Source organism: Geodermatophilus obscurus (assembly GCF_900115395.1).
GTDB lineage: Bacteria > Actinomycetota > Actinomycetes > Mycobacteriales > Geodermatophilaceae > Geodermatophilus > Geodermatophilus obscurus_B.
Genome location: NZ_FOWE01000005.1, coordinates 43,848 through 61,476, shown reverse-complemented (window position 1 = coordinate 61,476; position 17,629 = coordinate 43,848). Strand labels below are relative to the sequence as shown.

15 protein-coding genes are annotated in these 17,629 nt (G+C 77.2%); 10 read left to right on the top strand and 5 right to left on the bottom strand.

Annotated elements, in window-relative coordinates:
• Positions 1 to 11: 11 nt before the first annotated feature.
• Positions 12 to 1,535 carry a LutB/LldF family L-lactate oxidation iron-sulfur protein gene (locus BM165_RS10910; protein WP_083427256.1) on the top strand — a complete coding sequence of 508 codons (1,524 nt, stop codon included), beginning with the start codon at positions 12 to 14 and terminating at the stop codon, positions 1,533 to 1,535.
• A complete protein-coding gene (locus BM165_RS10905; RefSeq protein ID WP_075013581.1) occupies positions 1,532 to 2,152 on the top strand; it encodes a LutC/YkgG family protein in 621 nt (206 codons plus the stop codon). Before BM165_RS10910 ends, BM165_RS10905 begins: the two co-directional genes overlap by 4 nt.
• A 108-nt stretch (positions 2,153 to 2,260) precedes the next feature.
• On the opposite strand, the gene BM165_RS10900 is transcribed toward BM165_RS10905, so the two are convergent.
• Positions 2,261 to 2,635: a thioredoxin family protein gene (locus tag BM165_RS10900; protein ID WP_075013859.1), complete on the bottom strand. Its 375-nt coding sequence runs from the start codon at positions 2,633 to 2,635 to the stop codon at positions 2,261 to 2,263.
• Between the two features lie 100 nt (positions 2,636 to 2,735).
• On the opposite strand from BM165_RS10900, the gene BM165_RS10895 reads away from it, so the two are divergent.
• Entirely contained in the window at positions 2,736 to 3,185 is a 450-nt protein-coding gene (locus tag BM165_RS10895; protein ID WP_075013580.1) for a DUF5313 family protein, read from the top strand.
• 92 nt (positions 3,186 to 3,277) lie between these two features.
• Entirely contained in the window at positions 3,278 to 4,570 is a 1,293-nt protein-coding gene (locus BM165_RS10890; RefSeq protein WP_075013579.1) for a PP2C family protein-serine/threonine phosphatase, read from the top strand.
• A gap of 28 nt (positions 4,571 to 4,598) precedes the next feature.
• Here the strand turns inward: BM165_RS10890 and BM165_RS10885 are convergent, their stop codons facing one another.
• Positions 4,599 to 5,441, bottom strand: a complete 843-nt coding sequence (locus tag BM165_RS10885; RefSeq protein ID WP_075013578.1) for a patatin-like phospholipase family protein — start codon at positions 5,439 to 5,441, stop codon at positions 4,599 to 4,601.
• 114 nt (positions 5,442 to 5,555) lie between these two features.
• Here BM165_RS10885 and BM165_RS10880 point away from each other — a divergent pair, with 114 nt between their 5' ends.
• From BM165_RS10880 to BM165_RS10870, 3 genes are all read left to right on the top strand, one after another.
• A complete protein-coding gene (locus BM165_RS10880; RefSeq protein ID WP_075013577.1) occupies positions 5,556 to 7,520 on the top strand; it encodes an alpha-amylase family protein in 1,965 nt (654 codons plus the stop codon).
• Between the two features lie 43 nt (positions 7,521 to 7,563).
• On the top strand, positions 7,564 to 8,511 hold the full coding sequence (locus BM165_RS10875; protein WP_244274195.1) for an alpha/beta hydrolase: 948 nt from the start codon (positions 7,564 to 7,566) through the stop codon (positions 8,509 to 8,511).
• Positions 8,512 to 8,598: 87 nt separating this feature from the next.
• The gene (locus BM165_RS10870; protein ID WP_075013575.1) at positions 8,599 to 10,095 is read left to right on the top strand and encodes a GGDEF domain-containing protein; all 1,497 of its coding nucleotides are present in this window, start codon (positions 8,599 to 8,601) and stop codon (positions 10,093 to 10,095) included.
• An 18-nt stretch (positions 10,096 to 10,113) separates the two neighbouring features.
• Here BM165_RS10870 and BM165_RS10865 read toward each other — a convergent pair whose 3' ends face one another.
• Positions 10,114 to 10,695 carry a hypothetical protein gene (locus BM165_RS10865; protein WP_075013574.1) on the bottom strand — a complete coding sequence of 194 codons (582 nt, stop codon included), beginning with the start codon at positions 10,693 to 10,695 and terminating at the stop codon, positions 10,114 to 10,116.
• 5 nt (positions 10,696 to 10,700) lie between these two features.
• Positions 10,701 to 12,410, bottom strand: a complete 1,710-nt coding sequence (locus tag BM165_RS10860) for a PHP domain-containing protein (protein WP_075013573.1) — start codon at positions 12,408 to 12,410, stop codon at positions 10,701 to 10,703.
• A 161-nt stretch (positions 12,411 to 12,571) separates the two neighbouring features.
• Between BM165_RS10860 and BM165_RS10855 the strand changes: the two genes are divergently transcribed.
• Positions 12,572 to 13,291, top strand: coding sequence for a class I SAM-dependent methyltransferase (locus tag BM165_RS10855; RefSeq protein WP_075013572.1), 720 nt, complete (start codon positions 12,572 to 12,574; stop codon positions 13,289 to 13,291).
• Between the two features lie 19 nt (positions 13,292 to 13,310).
• Here BM165_RS10855 and BM165_RS10850 read toward each other — a convergent pair whose 3' ends face one another.
• A complete protein-coding gene (locus BM165_RS10850) occupies positions 13,311 to 14,402 on the bottom strand; it encodes a hypothetical protein (protein WP_075013571.1) in 1,092 nt (363 codons plus the stop codon).
• 301 nt (positions 14,403 to 14,703) lie between these two features.
• On the opposite strand from BM165_RS10850, the gene BM165_RS10845 reads away from it, so the two are divergent.
• Complete coding sequence (locus tag BM165_RS10845) at positions 14,704 to 15,303, top strand: TetR/AcrR family transcriptional regulator (RefSeq protein WP_075013570.1); 600 nt, start codon at positions 14,704 to 14,706, stop codon at positions 15,301 to 15,303.
• Between the two features lie 6 nt (positions 15,304 to 15,309).
• Positions 15,310 to 17,490: an MMPL family transporter gene (locus BM165_RS10840; RefSeq protein WP_075013569.1), complete on the top strand. Its 2,181-nt coding sequence runs from the start codon at positions 15,310 to 15,312 to the stop codon at positions 17,488 to 17,490.
• Positions 17,491 to 17,629 lie beyond the last annotated feature (139 nt).

Below are 17,629 nucleotides of genomic sequence, written 5' to 3'. Positions count from 1 at the left end.
GAGGCGAACCGGTGACGACGACGCCGCAGGACTCCCGCGCCGAGCCGACGCCCCTCGCGCCCGGCGCCCCCCGCTCCGGGACGACGTTCCTCGGCCTGCCCACGGCACCCCGCGGCGTGGGCCACCTGCGCGGCACGCAGTCCTTCCCGGACGCCGCCCGCACCGCCCTGCGCGACGGCCAGCTGCGCGCCAACCTCGGCCGGGCGACGACGACGATCCGCGGCAAGCGCGCCGCCGTCGTCGCCGAGGTGCCGCACTGGGAGCAGCTGCGCCAGGCCGGCAAGGCGCTCAAGGCCGCGACCATGGCCCGCCTCGACGAGCACCTCGAGGAGCTCGAGCGGCAGGTCACCGCCCGCGGCGGGACCGTGCACTGGGCGCGGGACGCCACCGAGGCCAACCGCATCGTCACCGGGCTGGTGCAGGCGACCGGCAGCCGCGAGGTTGTCAAGGTCAAGTCGATGGCCACCCAGGAGATCGGACTCAACGAGGCGCTCGAGGCCGCCGGCATCGAGGCGATCGAGACCGACCTGGCCGAGCTGATCGTGCAGCTGGGCGAGGACTCCCCCAGCCACATCCTCGTGCCGGCCATCCACAAGAACCGCTCGGAGATCCGCGAGATCTTCCGCCGCACCATCCCCGGCGTCGACCCCGGGCTCACCGACGACCCCCGCCGGCTGGCGATGGCCGCGCGCACCCACCTGCGGGAGCGGTTCCTGCGCGCCCGGGTCGCCGTCAGCGGGGCCAACTTCGCCGTCGCCGAGACCGGCACGCTGTCGGTCGTCGAGAGCGAGGGCAACGGCCGGATGTGCCTGACCCTGCCGCAGACGCTCATCACCGTCATGGGCATCGAGAAGGTCGTGCCGCGCTGGGAGGACCTCGGCGTCTTCCTGCAGCTGCTCCCCCGCTCCTCCACCGGCGAGCGGATGAACCCCTACACCTCCACCTGGGCCGGCGTGACCCCCGGCGACGGGCCGCAGGAGTTCCACCTCGTGCTGCTCGACAACGGGCGGACGGCGGTCCTCGCCGACGAGGTGGGCCGCGAGGCGCTGCACTGCATCCGCTGCTCGGCCTGCCTCAACGTCTGCCCGGTCTACGAGCGCACCGGCGGGCACGCCTACGGCTCGGTCTACCCCGGCCCGATCGGCGCGGTGCTGTCCCCGCAGCTCACCGGCGTCGAGGACAACGCCTCGCTGCCCTACGCCTCGTCGCTGTGCGGCGCCTGCTACGACGTCTGCCCGGTGGCCATCGACATCCCCTCGATCCTCGTGCACCTGCGCGGCGAGCACGTCGAGGCGCAGACGCGGCCCACCGCCGAGGCCGTCGCCTTCCGCGGCCTGGCGCGGGTGATGAGCAACCCGCGGCTGTGGCACCTGGCCCAGCGCGCCGCCGGGCTCGGCCGGTTCCTCGCCCGCGGGAAGCCGACGCTGCCCGCTGCCCTTCCGCCGCCGGCGAGCGCCTGGACCCGCAGCCGCGACCTGCCCACCCCGCCCCGGAAGTCGTTCGTGCAGCAGTGGACCGAGGAGCACCGGCAGTGAGCGCGCGCGAGGAGGTGCTCGGCCGGATCCGCACCGCGCTGGGGGCCGACCGCCCGCGGGTCGACGTCCCGCCGCTGCCGTCGCCGCGCGACCTCCCGGCCGCCGAGCTGCTCGACCTGCTCACCGACCGGGTCGAGGACTACCGCGCCACCGTGCTGCGCTGCGCGCCCGGCGAGGTCGGCGCCACCGTCGTCCGCGGCCTGGACCTGGCGCTGGGCGGGGGCTGGTCCCCCGCCGACGTCGTCGTCGCCCCCGGGGTCCCGGCCGCCTGGCGACCGGAGGGGTCCACCGAGGACGACGGCCGGCCGGCGGTCGGGCTCGCCGCGTTCGCCGCGACGCTCACCGGGGTGGCGACGGCGGTCGCCGAGACCGGCACGCTGGTCCTCGACGGCTCGCCGCTGTCGGGGCGGCGGGCGCTGTCGCTGCTGCCCGACGTGCTGGTGTGCGTGGTCGAGGCGGCCCAGGTGGTGCCCGACGTGCCCGACGCGCTGGCCCGCCTGGACCCCGTCGCACCGATCACGATGGTCAGCGGCCCCTCGGCCACCAGCGACATCGAGCTGCAGCGGGTCGAGGGCGTGCACGGCCCCCGGACGCTGGTGGTCGTGCTCGCCGCCTGACGGAGGACCGCGGGTCCCGGCGCCGGCGCGCCCGGTGTCGACCTGACGCCGTCCCCGCGGTCCGGGGACGGCACCGGGTCGGCGTCCGGCGCACGGGCGCCGCCCCGATCAGCGCGGGTACCGCTCGATCGGCGCGGGGAAGGTCGCCCGCACCGCGGCCATGTCGAGGTCGCGGACGGTGGCCACCAGCAGGTCCACCGAGTCACCGGGCAGCCACCCGGGCTCGGCGAACACCAGCACGCCGTCGCGGTACACCATCAGCGTGGGCGTCGACCGCACGCCCAGCTCGGCGGCCAGCACCGGCTCGACGTCGGCGTCCACCGCGACGAAGCGCAGGTCCGGGTGCCGGCCGGCCGCCGCCTCGAACACCGCGCTGAACGCCCGGCTGCTGCCCGAGCGCGACGTCCGGACGTCGACCAGCACGATGCCCTGCGCCGCGACCGCCGAGGCGAAGTCGGCTCCCCGCAGGCTCGTCATCGGCATGCGCCCCACCCCCGTCCGCTCTCCAGTGTGGCCCCGGCTCGGCCGTGCCGTCCGTCGGGTCGGCGGCCCGCGATCGCGTCCGGAGGGGTAGACAGGGGACGTGGAGGCGCGGGCACCGTCGGACGGAGGGGGGCGCGTCCGCCCCGGCCCGCTGCGGTGGGTGGCCTACGCGATGGGTGCCGGGCTCCCCGGGCGGCACCGGACCTGGGTGCTCTACGACACGACGACGGGCACGTGGGTGCTCCGGCACGTGGCCCGCACGCTCGTCCAGCTCGCGGTCCCGATCGGGCTGGTGCTGCTGCTCGTCCCCGGGGAGTTCTGGATCCGCGGCCTGGCCGCGCTCGGCGGGCTGATCCTGGGCATGGCCTTCTCCCTCGCCTACATGACCGAGGCCGTGGAGAACCGGGTCAAGAAGGCCGGCTACGCCGCGGGCTCGGCACAGGCCGTCCGGGACCGGGCGGGGCTGCAGCGCGACGCCCGTGAGTCCGAGCGCCGCCGCGCGGCGGCGGCCAGGCGGGCCGCCCGCTACCGCGCGCGCCGCGGCGGCTGAGCCGCCGGTCGCGAGCGCGCCGGTCGCGGGGGTCTGCTCGCGTACGCTGCGTCCCCGTCGCCGGAGGAGGCCCGGGACGGGACGGAGCCGAGGTGAGTGGACCCACCGGGGACGGGGAGCGCGACGCCGAACGCGACCGCTACCGCTTCCTGGCGGAGGTCACCGACGCCCTGGCGGAGAGCCTGGACTCCGGCACCGCCGCCGACCGGCTCGCCCGCCTGGTGGTCCCCCGGCTGGCCGACTGGGCCACGGTCACCGTCCTCGCCGGCGACGGGGCGCCCGGAGGCGTCGCCCGCGCCCACCGCGACCCGGACCTGCTCGGCGCCGTCGACACCTACCTGGCGGGCCGGGTGACCGCGCCCCGCGACCAGGCCGCCCTCGTCTCCGCGCTGCACTCCGGGGAGCCGGTGCACCTCACCGAGCTCGAGCCCGACCTCGGGCCCGAGTCCCTGCCCGAGGGCCCCGTGCGGGCCGCCTGGGACCTGCTGGACCCGACGTCGAGCCTGTTCGTCCCGCTGCGGGCCCGCGGCTCGGCGATCGGCGTCCTGTCCCTGGTGCGCTGCGGCGACCGCCTCCCGGCGGGGCCCGCCGAGGTCGCCCTCGCCGTCGAGGTGGGCCGGCGCGGGGCGCTGGCGCTGGACAACGCCCGCCTCTACGGCCGGCAGCTGCGGGTGGCCGAGACGCTGCAGCACAGCCTGCTCACCCCGCCGCCGCAGCCCCCGGGCCTCGAGCTCGCCGTGCGCTACCGGGCGGCGGTGTCGGAGGACCTCGTCGGCGGCGACTGGTACGACGCGTTCGAGCTGCCCGGCGGGGCCACGGTGCTCGTCATCGGTGACGTCACCGGCCACGGCGTCGAGGCGGCCGCGGCGATGGCGCAGCTGCGCAGTGCCGTCCGGACGCTGGCCTACGACTCCCCCGCCGGCCCGGCCGGGACGCTCGACCGGGTCGACCGCGTCCTGGCCGGGCTGCACGTGGGCACGCTGGCCACCGCGCTGGTCGCCCGGCTGGAGCCGGCCGGCGAGGGCGACGGCCGGCTGCTGCGCTGGTCGTCGGCCGGGCACCTGCCGCCCCTGCTGCTCGCCGCCGACGGCGGGGTGCGGCTGCTCACCACCCCGCCGGAGCGGCTGCTCGGCACCGGCGACCCCGGCGCGCGCACCGACCACGCCACCACCGTCGCGCCCGGGGAGACGCTCGTCCTGGTCACCGACGGGCTGGTGGAGATCGACCGGGGCGGCATCGACGAGGGGCTGGAGCGGGTCGCCGGGGCGCTCGACGGCCTGCAGGGGCTGCCGGCCGACGCGCTGTGCGACCGCCTGCTCACCCGGGTGCTGCCCGCCCGCACCGACGACGACGTCGCCGTCCTCGCCGTCCGCGTCCTCGCCTGAGCCCGGCCCGTTCCGGGTCCGGCGGGCGTCAGCCCCAGAACGCGCGGACCTCGCCGGCGACCCGCTCGGCCTGCGCGCGGCCGGCGCGGGCGGCGGGTGCGCGGGTGGCCGGGTCGAGCGGGTTGCGACCGAACGCCGCCAGCGCCGCGTCGTCGGCGAGGACCAGGTGCGCCTCGCCGTCGCGGCGCAGGGTGGCCAGCTCGTCGTCGAGGGAGGGACCCAGCGGGCTGCCCGGGAACCCGCCCGTCGGCGCGACGACGAGCACGCGGTCGCAGCCGGCGGCCAGGTCGGCGTTCGTGGGCGAGCGCAGCCCGCCGTCCATGAGGCGCCGGCCGCCGACGGTGATCGGCGGGTAGACGCCGGGGACGGCGCAGGAGGCGGCGACGGCGTCGAGCAGCGGCCAGCCGGTGTCGCGGTCGACGGCGAGGAACTCCCCGTCGGCGGTGTCGATCGCGGTGACGACGAGCCGGGCGGCCGGCCACTCCGGCGACCCGATGCGCGCGCCGATGACCGCCCGCCGCTCGGACTCCGGCATGGTCTCGGCCCGCAGCGCCAGGGCGCCGACCCGCGCTCGCGACTCCTGCTCCCCGCGCGCGCCGGCCAGCGCCCCGGCGACCGTCGCGGCGAAGGCGGCGCCGTCGAACGCGACGGCCCGCTCGGTCGCCGGGACCGGGCCCAGCTGCGCGGCGTGGAGCTCCTCGAGGTCGGCGCCCGTGCGCAGCAGCGTGCCCACGATCGAGCCGGCCGAGGTGCCCACGACCAGGTCGGCGTCGCGGACGTCGGCACCGGCCGCGGCCAGCCCGGACAGCAGGCCGATCTCCCACGCGATGCCGGCGATGCCGCCACCGCCGAGGACGAGCCCGCGGCTCACGGCCGGTGCCGGCGGCGGTGGGGCGGGCGGGACGGCGGGACGGCTGTGGGCATGCCGGTCAGTCTGGGGCCCCGCCCAGGTGCGGGCACGGCCGGAACGGGATACGGAGGATCCATGAGCCGGGGGAACGGGACGACGACGGCCGTGCTGCCGGAGGGGTTCGCCGCGGAGGCGGTCGCCGCGCTCGGGGAGGACGAGGCCGACGCCTTCCTCACCCGGGCCGCGCTGTGCCTGCCCGACGTGCGCGCGGCCCTGGCCGTGCTCTACGGCGGCCGGGCCCCGGACGTGCTGCACCGCGCGCTGCGGACCGCGCTGCGGACGGCCGCCGAGCGTCCCGCGCCCCTGCGCCGCCTCGACCGGCGCCGCGAGATCGACCCCGGCTGGTTCCAGTCGCCGCGCGTGCAGGCCTACGTCTGCTACGTCGACCGCTTCTGCGGCACCCTCGACCGGCTGCCCGGCCGGCTCGACCACCTCGAGGAGCTCGGCACCACCTACCTGCACCTCATGCCGCTGCTGTGCCCGCGCGAGGGCGAGAACGACGGCGGCTACGCCGTCGCCGACCACCGCGCCGTCGACCCGCGGCTGGGCACGATGGCCGACCTCGAGGCGGTCGCCGCCGCGCTGCACGAGCGCGACATGAGCCTGTGCATCGACCTGGTGGTCAACCACACCGCCCGCGAGCACCCGTGGGCGCGCGGCTGGCTGGCCGGCGACCCGGCGTACGCGGACTTCTACACCGCCTTCCCCGACCGGGCGCTGCCCGACGCCTACGACGCGACCACTCCCGAGGTGTTCCCCGACCGGGCGCCCGGGTCGTTCAGCTGGGTGCCCGAGGCCCTCGGCGGCGCCGGCGGCTGGGTGCGGACGACGTTCTGGCCCTACCAGTGGGACCTCGACTACACCAACCCCGAGGTGACGCTCGCGATGCTCGGCGAGATCACCTGGCTGGCCAACCGCGGTGTCGACGTGTTCCGCATGGACGCCGTCCCGTTCCTGTGGAAGCGGCTGGGCACCTCCTCGCAGAACGAGCCGGAGGCCCACCTGCTGCTGCAGGTGCTGCACGCGCTGACCCGGCTGGCCGCGCCCGGCGTCGTCTTCAAGGCCGAGGCGATCGTCGCCCCCGACGACCTCGTCCGGTACCTCGGCGCGCACGAGCGGGAGCGCCCGGAGTGCGAGCTGGCCTACCACAACCAGCTCATGGTGCTGCTGTGGAGCTGCCTGGCCACCGGCGACGTCCGCCTGGCGCGGCAGTCCCTGCAGCGGATGCAGCCCATCCCCCCGTCGACGACGTGGTGCACCTACGTGCGCGGCCACGACGACATCGGCTGGGCGGTCACCGACGAGGACGCCGCCGCCGTCGGCCTCGACGGGTTCGCCCACCGGCGCTTCCTCAACGACTTCTACTCCGGCCGCTTCCCCGGCTCCTTCGCCCGGGGCGCGCTGTTCCAGGAGAACGAGGCCACCGGCGACGCGCGGATCTCGGGCACCACGGCGTCGCTGTGCGGCATCGAGGACGCCCTGGAGCGCGGCGACGACGCGGCCCTGGAGGCGGGGATCCGCCGGCTGGAGCTGCTGTACTCCGTCGCCTACGGCTTCGGCGGCATCCCGCTGCTGTTCTCCGGCGACGAGCTGGCCCAGCGCAACGACGCCGGCTACCTGGCCGACCCCGCCCTCGCGCCGGACAACCGGTGGATGCACCGCCCCCCGCTGGACTGGGCGGCCGCCGCCCGCACCGCCGACCCCGGCAGCGTCGAGGGCCGGGTCTGGGCCGCGCTGCGCCGGCTGGGCGGGGCCCGCCGGTCGCTGCCCGCGCTGACCGGCGACGTCGCGTCGGAGGTCCTCGGCGCCGGCGTCAGCGCCGGGGAGGACACCGTCCTGGTGTGGCGCCGCCGGCACCCGCGCCACGGGACCTTCGTCGGGGTGGCCAACGTGGCCCCGGCTCCCCAGCCGGTCGACGCCGACACCGTCACCGGGCTGGGCACCTTCCCCCAGGTGGCCGGCAGCGACGGCCGGCTCCCGGTGCAGGACGGCAGGATCGTCGTCCCGGGGCTCGGCTGGGCCTGGTTCGCCGAGCACTGACCGGGACACCGGCAGCGAGACAGAGGAGCGGCACGTGGCACGGATGGACCTGCGGGTGCGGGTGCTCGGGCGGCTGCTGGGCCGCGTGTCGATCTCGTCGATGGACGAGCAGCGGCTGCGGAGGGCCCAGCACCAGTCGATCGGGCACAACCCCGTCACCGACCTGCTGCTCGACGGCGTCGCCCGCGGGGTGCGGCTCACCGACGGGACGGCGCGCGGCGAGGTCGGTCCCGTGCCGGTGCGCACCTACCGGCCCCAGGGCGCCGACGGCGGCCCGCTGCCGCTGGTCGTCCACTTCCACGGCGACGGGTGGACGCTGGGGAACCTGGACTCCGGCGACTGGCCGTGCAGCAACGTGGCGGCCTCCGTCGGCGCCGTCGTCGTCTCGGTGGACTACCGGCTCGCGCCGGGGCACCGCTGGCCCGCCGCCGCGGAGGACTGCTACGCCGCGCTGGTCGACGTCGTCGGCCGGGCCGCGGAGCACGGCGTCGACCCCGCACGGGTCGCGGTCATGGGCGACAGCGCGGGCGGCAACCTGGCCGCCGTCGTCAGCCTCATGGCCCGGGACCGCTCGGGGCCCGCCATCGCGCACCAGGGGCTGGTGTACCCGTCGGTCGACCTCACGATGAGCGGCCCCTCGATCGAGGAGAACGCCTCCGCCCCGATCCTCACCGAGGCCGACTGCCTGGCCTTCCGCGACCACTACCTCGGGGGCCATGACCCCCGGCAGCCGTACGCGTCCCCACTGTTCGCCGAGGACCTCACCGGGCTGCCCTCGGCCCTGGTCCAGGTCGCCGAGCACGCCCCCATCCGCGACGACGGCACCCGCTATGCCGCGGCCCTGCGACGCGCCGGGGTGCCGGTGCGGCTGACCGAGTACGTGGGCATGCCCCACGGCTTCCTCGCCTTCCCGCGGCTGTGCCGGTCGGCGCCCCAGGCGCCGGCCGAGTTGTGCGCCGAGCAGGCGCGGGTCCTCGCCGGACGCGGCTGAGCCGATCACCCCGGCGGGGGGTGTGCCGGGGACGGCCGGGGGTCGATCAGGAGGGGGACAGCTCCCCGCCGACGGAAGCAGCCCCGCATGGCCCGGCCCCTCCCCCCAGCCCCGCACCTGGGCGCGCTGCTCGTCGGCGTGTGCGCCACCGGCATGCTGAGCACGACGCTCCTGCCGCCCTCCGTCGCGCCGCTCGTCTCCGACGTCACCCAGGCCCTCGCCGCGGGCGCCGCCGCGGCGGCCACCGGCCGGCACGCCGTCCGGAGCACCGGGCGGCGGATGCGCGCCGCGTGGTGGTCGCTGTCGGCCGCCTGCGCGGCGTGGTGCGCCGGGCAGGTGTACTGGGCCGCGCTCGCGGCCCGCGGCGAGGCACCGTTCCCCTCGCTGGCCGACGTCGGCTTCCTCGGGTTCGCCGTCCTCGCCGTGGTCGCGTTGGTCGTGCACCCGGCCGGCGGCGGGCGCACCGGCCGCCGCCAGCGGGCCCTGGACGCGGTGATGAGCACCGGCGCGGTCGGCCTGGTCAGCTGGCAGACGGCGCTGGGTGCGGTCCTGCGCGAGGACACCGGCCACGACGTCGTCGTCCGCCTGCTGCTGGCCGCCTACCCCGTCGCCGACACCGCCCTCGTCGTCCTCGCCGTCCTGCTGGTCACCCGGACGGCCGGTGACCGCCGGCCGCTCAACCTCGTCGCGGCCGGGGTGACCTCGCTCGCCGTCGCCGACAGCGCCTTCACCTACCTCGCCGCGACCAGCAGCTACGACGGCGGGGTCGCCGACGCCGGCTGGGCGGCCGCCTTCGTGCTGCTCGCCGCCGCGGGGCTGTGCCCCCCGCTCGCGCCGGCCGGCTCCGACCCCGGCGAGCGCCGCCGGACGGGCACCCGGGCGTCACTGCTGCCCTACGCCCCGGTCTCCGTCGCGCTCGCGACCGCCCTGGCCCGCAGCCTCGCCGGCACGCCGATGTCCCGTGGCGAGTTGCTGGCCGCCACCGTGGTCATCGCCGCGCTCATGGCCCGCCAGTACATGACCGTGCGGGAGAACGTCCGGCTCGCCGACGACCTGGCCGCCCGCGAGGCGCAGCTGCGGCACCTGGCCTTCTCCGACCCGCTGACCGGCCTGGCCAACCGCTCGCTGTTCCTCGACCGCCTCCAGCACGCCCTGGCCCTGCACGCGCGGGACATGCGGCCGGTCGCCGTCGTCTTCCTCGACCTCGACGACTTCAAGGCCGTCAACGACACCCTCGGCCACGCCGCGGGCGACGAGCTGCTCATGCGGGTGTCGGAGCGGCTGACCGGCGCGCTGCGCGGCGGCGACACGGTGGCCCGCCTCGGCGGGGACGAGTTCGCCGCGCTGCTCGAGGACGGCGGGGACCCGCTCGAGGCCGCCGCGCGCATCACCGCGGCGATGGCCGTGCCCTTCACCGTCGCGGGGCACACCCGGGCGGTGGGTGCGAGCACCGGCGTGGTCGCCCTCGGCGCCGGCGACGCCGCGGCGGGCGCCGACGAGCTGATGGCCCGCGCCGACGCGGCGATGTACGCGGCCAAGCGCGCCGGCAAGGGCCGCGTCGTCCACCACGGCGCCCGCACCTGACGGCCGGCCGCCGGCGGGTCAGTGGTCGCTGCAGCAGGCGCGCGGCCGCGGCCCCTCGAACGGGCACACCTCGCCGTCGTCCCAGGCGGTGACCGGCAGGACCACGACACCGTCGCGGAACTGGGGCCGGACGTGCCCACGGGTGCGCAGCACCAGCCCCGGGTCGTCGGCGACGCCGAGGAGGTCGACCGCCTCGACGGCGCACCGGCCGGTCAGCTCGCCGAGCGGCAGCACGTCGGGCAGCGCGTCCTGGCCGGGGAAGCGGACCAGCCGCCCGGAGGCCCGGGCCCGGTGGGCCCGGACGGCGGCGACGGCGTGGTCGCGGTGCCCGGGGTCCCCGGCCAGGAGGACCTCCCCGTCCTCGTCGCAGACCACGACCGCCTCCCCCGGCTCCGCCCAGCCGTCGGCGGCGGCCGGCCCGCGCACGCGCAGGGTGCCCGCGTGGTGGTTGCCCTCCGGGACCCGCACGACGTGGGTCACCACCTCGACCGCGCCGCCGGCCCGCCGGCCGAGGTCGAGCAGCCGGTGCTCGACCTCGGCCAGCGCGCGCGGCGGGCCGCAGACGGCGACCCAGCGGTCGCCGGGGGCGGACTCGGGCACGGGACTCAGGCGACGGTGACGAACACCGGGTTGGAGTAGAACCACAGGTCGGTCCACGGGTCGCTGTTGCCCGCCGGGTCCAGCCGCGGCTCGATGCTGCCGGGTGCCGAGAAGTTGCCGTCGGTCCCGCGCAGCCGCAGGTAGAACGGCCGGTCGACCCGGCGGAAGGTGTGGTCGAGGACGACCTGCCCGCGGCCGCGCACCTCGAAGGACTGCACCACGGTGGTCTCGGGCGCCGTCTGGGTGTCGCGGTCAGCGGCCGGGCCGGTGACCGGCCCGGCGATCAGGTCGACCCGGCGCAGGACCGGGACGTCGCCGTTCGCGTTGGGCCGCCGCCGCGGGGTGATCCGGATCTGCACCTGGACGTTCTCGCCGCGGCCCACCCGGACCTGCTCCCCGAGGGTGCCCGGCGCGTTGCCGCCCCCGGCGCCCCGGACGGTCACCTCGAGGGCGTCGACCAGGTCGCCGTGCACGACGAACGCCCGGCCGGCGCGCAGGCCGTCCATCACCGCGCCGTAGTCGCGGCCGGCGGCGCCGACCCAGGTGCGCGAGTAGTAGCCGGGCCAGAAGTCGCCGCGCGTCGGGTCCGGGACACCGCTGTCGACCGGGTCGGGGTACTGGCCGTCGGCGTCGAACCAGGCGCGGGTGTCCTGCCCCGCGGGGCGGACGAGGCTGTCGCGGTACACCGAGTGCGAGTCGGAGTTGGCGGTGATCCACCACCCCCGGCCCTCGGCCAGCAGCGAGTCCCAGACCCCGCCGAGCCGCGCCGTCATCCAGTCGAAGCCCCCGAAGGTCCGGTAGGACTCCAGCGGGTAGCCGGGGAAGCTGTTCGCCCCCGGCCCGTTGCCGTAGTAGCCGCGCTCCTCGCCCGGCCCCTCCGGCGTGGGGATGCCGGCGGCCTGGTGGCCCGGCGCGCCCTCCATGCCGACCGCGATCCGGGGGTCGGCGTCGTTCCAGGCGCGGATCTCGTGCGGCGAGTCCAGGCCGTTGCGGGCCGGGTGGTTGGCGAGGAACAGCGCGTTGGGCGTGCGGCCGCCCGTCATCTGCCGGCCGAGCCACCGGATGCCCAGGACGGCCTGCTCCTCGTTGGCCGGCGAGCTCGCGGAGGTGCCGCGGACCGCGCCGTCGAACTGGTTCTCGAACTCGCGGAGGACGGCGACCTCGTTGGCGTTCGGGGCGACGAACACCGTGCCGTGCTCGGCGGCCGGGATGTTCCACTCCAGGCCCTGGAACACCAGCATGCCGCGGTGGGCGTCCCGGGCGGCCCGGATCTCGGGGTTGACGGCCTCCACGCCGAGCCGCGCGTGGGCCGCGGAGCCGTGGTCGGTGATGACCAGCCAGTCCACGCCGTTGCGCCGGGCCTGCTCCACCTGCTGGCCGACGGTGTAGAGGCCGTCGGGGCTGAACTGCGTGTGGATGTGGTGGTCGCCGTTGAGCCAGGTGTAGCCGCCGGCGCCGCCCCGGCCGGGGCGCGGGGCGGCCTGCGCGGCGCGGGGGGCGCCGGCCACCGTGGCACCGACGGTGACCCCGAGGACGCCGGCGGCCTGCAGGAAGCGGCGGCGGGACAGGTCGCCCGGCGTCAGCGCCGCGTCGGGCACCGCGGCGTCGCCGTAGGGCGCGTACCCGGCGTCGCCGTCGTGGGGGTGGGGGTGCGCGTGGTCGTGCCCGTGGTCGTGGTGGTGACCACCGGTGCCGTGCGAGTGGGAACCGGACACGTCTCTCCTCGGGTGCGGGAGCGGGAGGACCGGCCGCGGAGCGCGATCCGGGCACTCCCCATCGTCACCAGCGAGGTGGCCCGGAGGTGTCCCGCCGGTGTCGTCCGGCGGTGCCCGGCGTGACGTCTGCGGGGCGGGCGGGTCGGTGACAAGGTGGGCCGGTGGGAGAAGCAGCGGACACCGTGGCGCACCGGGACGGCCGGCGGACACCTGCCGTCCGCACCTACCAGGGACACGGCGTGCACGCCGCCCCTGGGGTGCACGAGTACGCGGCGGAGCTGGTCCGCGCGGCGCTGCCCGCGGGCGGGCGGGTGCTCGAGGTGGGATCCGGCTGCGGCGCCCTGGCGCTGCGGCTGCGCGACGCCGGCATCGACGTCGTCCCCACCGACCTCGACCCGCCGCACGAGTGGATCCACCGGCTCGACCTCGACGACCCGCACTGGAGCGAGGACACCCGCGGCCCGTTCGACCTCGTCGTCTGCGTGGAGACGCTCGAGCACGTGGAGAACCCCCGGCAGGTGCTGCGCTCGATCCGGGCCCTGCTGCGCCCCGGTGACCGGCTGCTGGTGAGCACGCCCAACGTCACGCACCCGCACTCGCGGCTGCTGACCCTGCTGCGCGGCGCCCCCTACATCTTCGGCCCGCGCCACTACCACTCCCCCGGCCACATCACGCTGCTGCCGGACTGGATGCTCACCGAGCACGTCCGGCTCGCCGGGTTCGGGTCCCTGGAGGTCACCACCGCCGGCGACACCCTCTACCGGGGACCGATGCGGGTTGCCTACCGCGTGGAGATGGCGCTGCTGTGGCTGGCCGGCATCCGCCAGCGGGCCACCGCCGGCGACGGCGTGTGCACCTTCGTCACCGCCACCGCCGTCTGACGACGGGCCCTCCTGCCGGTCACCGGACGTGCGCGGGCACGGGGAGGAACGGCGCCCACGACGTCGCGGTGCACGAGCCGTACCGGTGGGCGGTCACCTCGTCGGCGAACACCTCCAGCGCACCGGCGACCAGCCGCGCGGCGCCGTCGGCGTGCCGGCACGCGCCACACCCGGGCCGGCCGGCGACGTCGTCGAGCAGCCCCGGCGGCGGGGGCACGGTGGCGGCCAGCGCGGCGGCGACGCGGGACAGGTGGTCGGCACAGGGCCCGCAGCGGCCGGCCGGGGCGCCGGTCGGGTCGCCGGTCAGGGCCGCGACCACCCGGGCGGTCTCGAGCAGCCCGCAGCGGTCGCCCGGCAGCGCGGCCAGCACGACGGCACCCGGGTGCGCGCCCACGGCGGCGAGGTCGGCGCCGTCCAGGCGCAGCCCCCGCGCGGCCGCGGCCGGCACCCAGGTGCCGGACCCGCCCCCGACGAGCACGGCCCGCGCGCCGCCGAGGGGCAGCAGGTCGGCCAACCGGGTGCCGGGGTCGGCGTCGACGACGTCGGCGTGCGGGACGCCGGCGGCCTCCCAGCGGCGGGTGACCAGCCGGGCGCCCGCCGGCCCGGTGCACCCGCGGGCGAGCAGCGCGAGCCGGGCCAGGGTCTCGACGTCGAGCACGAGGGTCGGCCGGCCGCCCACCGGTGACGGCGGTACCACCACGTCGAGCCGCACCGCGTCCCCGCGCTCGGCGACGGCGCGGAGGACGGTGGCCAGCCGGTCGGCGGGCGCGGCGAGCGCCAGCGTCGTCGCACCGAGCGTGCGGCCGGCCAGGGCGAGACCGTCGAGCACCAGGTGCGGCGCCCGGGTGAGCAGCGCCCGGTCCCCGAGTCCCGCCGGGTCCCCGCCCACGCCGTCGGCGACCACCACCGGCGCACGCCGGGCGGTGAGGGCCGCCTGCGCGACCGAGCGGATGCGCCCCGCGGCCGGCAGGCCGCCCCGGGCGGTCAGGCCGGCGGACCCGGCGAGCGCGGCGGCGTCGGCCGCCGGCAGCGGGCCGTGGGCGGCCAGGTGGTCGGCGAGCGCGGCGCCGGTGGCGTCGAGCAGGCCCGCGGGCGCGAGCGCGGCCGTCACCGGCGGGGCCGACCCGGGCGGGGGCGACCGCGCGGCCGGAGACGAGCGGGGGATCCGGACATCGGCGCCTCCTCGGCGGTCACCGCGAGGGTGGGAGGCCGACCTGTCCTCCTCCGGGGTGCTGCCTGGCAACCTGCTGTGAGCCGGGCCGGGGCGCGGGCGTACGGATGACCGGGACGCCGTCCCCCGCGCCGGGAGCCCGCGGGAAGGACGTCCCACCGGCGACGACCGAACCGACATCCCGACCGGACCGGACGGTGGACCGACCGTTTCGGTCGGTCGGCGCGTAGCCTGTGCGGACGTGGCGCGTCCCTTCCGGCAGCAGATCGACGAGGGCATCCTCGACCGCGCCGCCGGACTGTTCGCCCGTCGCGGGTACGCCAAGACCTCCGTCCAGGACGTCGCCGACGCCGTCGGCCTGTCCAAGGCGGGGCTGCTGCACCACTTCCCCAGCAAGGACGCGCTGCACGAGGCGGTCCTCGCCCACGCCGACGCGCTCGGCCGGCGGGTGCTCGACGGGGTGGCGCACCTGCCTCCCGGGCCCGCGCGCGACCGGCTGGCCGTGGAGCTCCTCGTCGACGTCGCGCTCGGCCACCCGGGCGTCGTCGCGATGCTGCTGGCCCCGGTGACCGAGCTCGCCGACGGTGTCGTGCACGAGACGGGCAGCCCCGAGCACGCGGTCCTCGAGGCCTTCGGCGTCGACCCCGACGACGACGCCGACCCCGAGCGCACCGTGCGCGTCGTCGGCGCGCTCGGCGCCCTCGCCGTCCTCGCCCTGGCGGCCCACGAGGCCGACCGCACCACCGAGTGGCGCCCGCTGGTCGTCGCCACCTGTCTCGACGCGCTCGGACACCGCCGTCCGCGCACCCTCCCTTCCCACCCCCAGCAGGCGGAGGCCTGATCCCCCATGGCAGTCCTGTTGTCCCGTCTCGGGACCTCCTCCGCACGGCACCGGTTCGCCGTCCTCGCCGTGTGGCTCCTCGTCCTCGTGGCGGGCGGTGCCGGCGCGGCCACCCTCGCCGGGGAGACCTCGACCGACTTCGCCATCCCCGGCCAGGAGTCCACCACCGCGCTCGAGCGGATCGGCGAGGAGTTCGGCGGCGCGGCCGGCGGCGTGAGCGCGCGGGTCGTCGTCGTCGCGCCCGAGGGCGCCCAGCTGACCACGCCGGAGAACGCCGCGGCGGTCACCGGGCTGGTCGGCACGCTGACCGGCCTGCCCGGGGTCGCCTCGGCCACGAACCCGCTCGACCCCGCGGCCCCCGGCGTGAACGCCGAGCTGACCACCGCCTACAGCACCGTCAGCTACGACGCCCCCGGCGGCGTCACCCCCGAGCAGCGGGAGGCCCTGCTGTCGGCGGTCGAGGACGCCGACGGCGACGGCGGGCTGACCGTCGCCGTCACCGGCCAGGCCGTCGAGGAGGTGCCGGCCGTCGGCGGACCGTCGGAGGTCATCGGCGTGGTCGTCGCCCTCGTGGTCCTGGCCGTCACCTACGGCGCGCTGGCCGTCGCCGGCATGAACCTGATGACCGCGCTCGTCGGTGTCGGCGTCGGTGTCCTGGGCATCACCATCGCCACCGGCTTCACCGACCTGTCCTCGACGACGCCGATCCTCGCCGCGATGCTCGGCCTGGCCGTCGGCATCGACTACACGCTGTTCATCGTCACGCGGCACCGCCAGGAGCTGCTGCGCGGCACCGACGTCCGCACCTCGATCGGCCTGGCCGTGGGGACGGCGGGCTCCGCGGTGGTCACCGCCGGCCTGACCGTCGTCATCGCCCTGGCCGGGCTGTTCGTCGCCGGCATCCCGTTCCTGACCCAGATGGGCCTGGCGGCGGCCGGCACGATCGTCGTCGCGGTCCTCGTGGCCCTCACGCTCGTGCCGGCGGTGCTGTCGCTGCTCGGGCAGCGGGTGCTGCCGCGCCGCCGCCGCACCGCCGCCGCGGGCTCCCCCGCCCCGGCCCGCGACCGCGGCTTCCTCGCCGGCTGGATCGCGACCGTGACGCACCGCCCGGTGGCCTGGCTGCTGCTGGCGATCGTCACCCTGGCCGCCGTCGCCATCCCGGTCGCCTCCATGCGGACCACGCTCATCCAGACCCCGGCCGAGGGCACCTCCGCCGCCCGCGCCGACGCGCTGCTCGCCGAGGGCTTCGGCGAGGGCTTCAACGGGCCGATCACCGTCCTGTTCGAGGGCGACGGGGCCGCCGCGGCCGCCGCGCAGGTCGGCACCGGGCTCGCCGACCTCGACGACGTCGCCGTCGTCGCCCCGCCGGTGCCCAACGCCGACGACACCGCGGCGCTGCTGACCGTCGTCCCGGAGTCCGGTCCCAGCAGCGAGGCGACCGAGCAGCTCGTCACCGACCTGCGCGACCGGCTCGCCGGCGTCGACGGTGTCGAGGCCTCCGTCACCGGGGCGACGGCGGTCAGCGTCGACGTCGCGCAGAGCCTCGACGAGGCGCTGCCGGTGTACCTGCTGCTCGTCGTCGGGCTGGCGCTGGTGCTGCTCGTGCTGGTCTTCCGGTCACTGCTGGTGCCGCTGGTCGGCGTGCTGGGCTTCCTGCTGACCATCGGCGCCGCGCTCGGGGCCACCGTGGCGGTGTTCCAGTGGGGCTGGCTGGCCGACGTGGTCAACCTCGACTCCACCGGCCCGCTGCTGAGCCTCACGCCGATCCTGGTGATCGGCATCCTGTTCGGCCTGGCGATGGACTACCAGGTGTTCCTGGTGTCGCGGATGCACGAGGCCCACACCCACGGCACCCCGCCCATGGAGGCCATCCGCACCGGATTCCGGCAGGCAGCGCCGGTCGTCGTCGCGGCCGCGCTGATCATGTTCTCGGTGTTCGCCGGGTTCGTGCCGGCCGGCGAGCCGACCATCAAGTCGATCGCGTTCGCGCTGGCGATCGGCATCCTCGTCGACGCCTTCGTCGTCCGGATGGTGCTCGTGCCGGCCGCGCTCGCGCTGCTGGGCGAGCGGGCCTGGTGGCTGCCGCGCTGGCTGCGCTGGCTGCCGGTGCTCGACGTCGAGGGCGCCGCGCTGGAGAAGGACCCGGCCGCGCACCGCGAGCGGGAGCTGGTCGGCGACCCGCGCTGACCCCGCCCAGGCACAGGAAGCTCTCCCCTCGTCCCGGCGCCCGGGACGAGGGGAGAGCTTCCTATGCCGGTCCTCCCCGCGATCGGGGGTGACGCCGCCCGCCTCCGTGGCGCACAGTCGAGCCGAGCGCTCCCCGGAC

Excerpts from the sequence above, each read along its gene's own strand:
- BM165_RS10900 (WP_075013859.1), bottom strand. The coding sequence starts at position 2,635 with ATGCCGATGACGAGCCTGCGGGGAGCCGACTTCGCCTCGGCGGTCGCG.
- BM165_RS10880 (WP_075013577.1), top strand. The coding sequence starts at position 5,556 with ATGAGCCGGGGGAACGGGACGACGACGGCCGTGCTGCCGGAGGGGTTC.
- BM165_RS10875 (WP_244274195.1), top strand. The coding sequence starts at position 7,564 with ATGGACCTGCGGGTGCGGGTGCTCGGGCGGCTGCTGGGCCGCGTGTCG.
- BM165_RS10870 (WP_075013575.1), top strand. The coding sequence starts at position 8,599 with ATGGCCCGGCCCCTCCCCCCAGCCCCGCACCTGGGCGCGCTGCTCGTC.
- BM165_RS10840 (WP_075013569.1), top strand. The coding sequence starts at position 15,310 with ATGGCAGTCCTGTTGTCCCGTCTCGGGACCTCCTCCGCACGGCACCGG.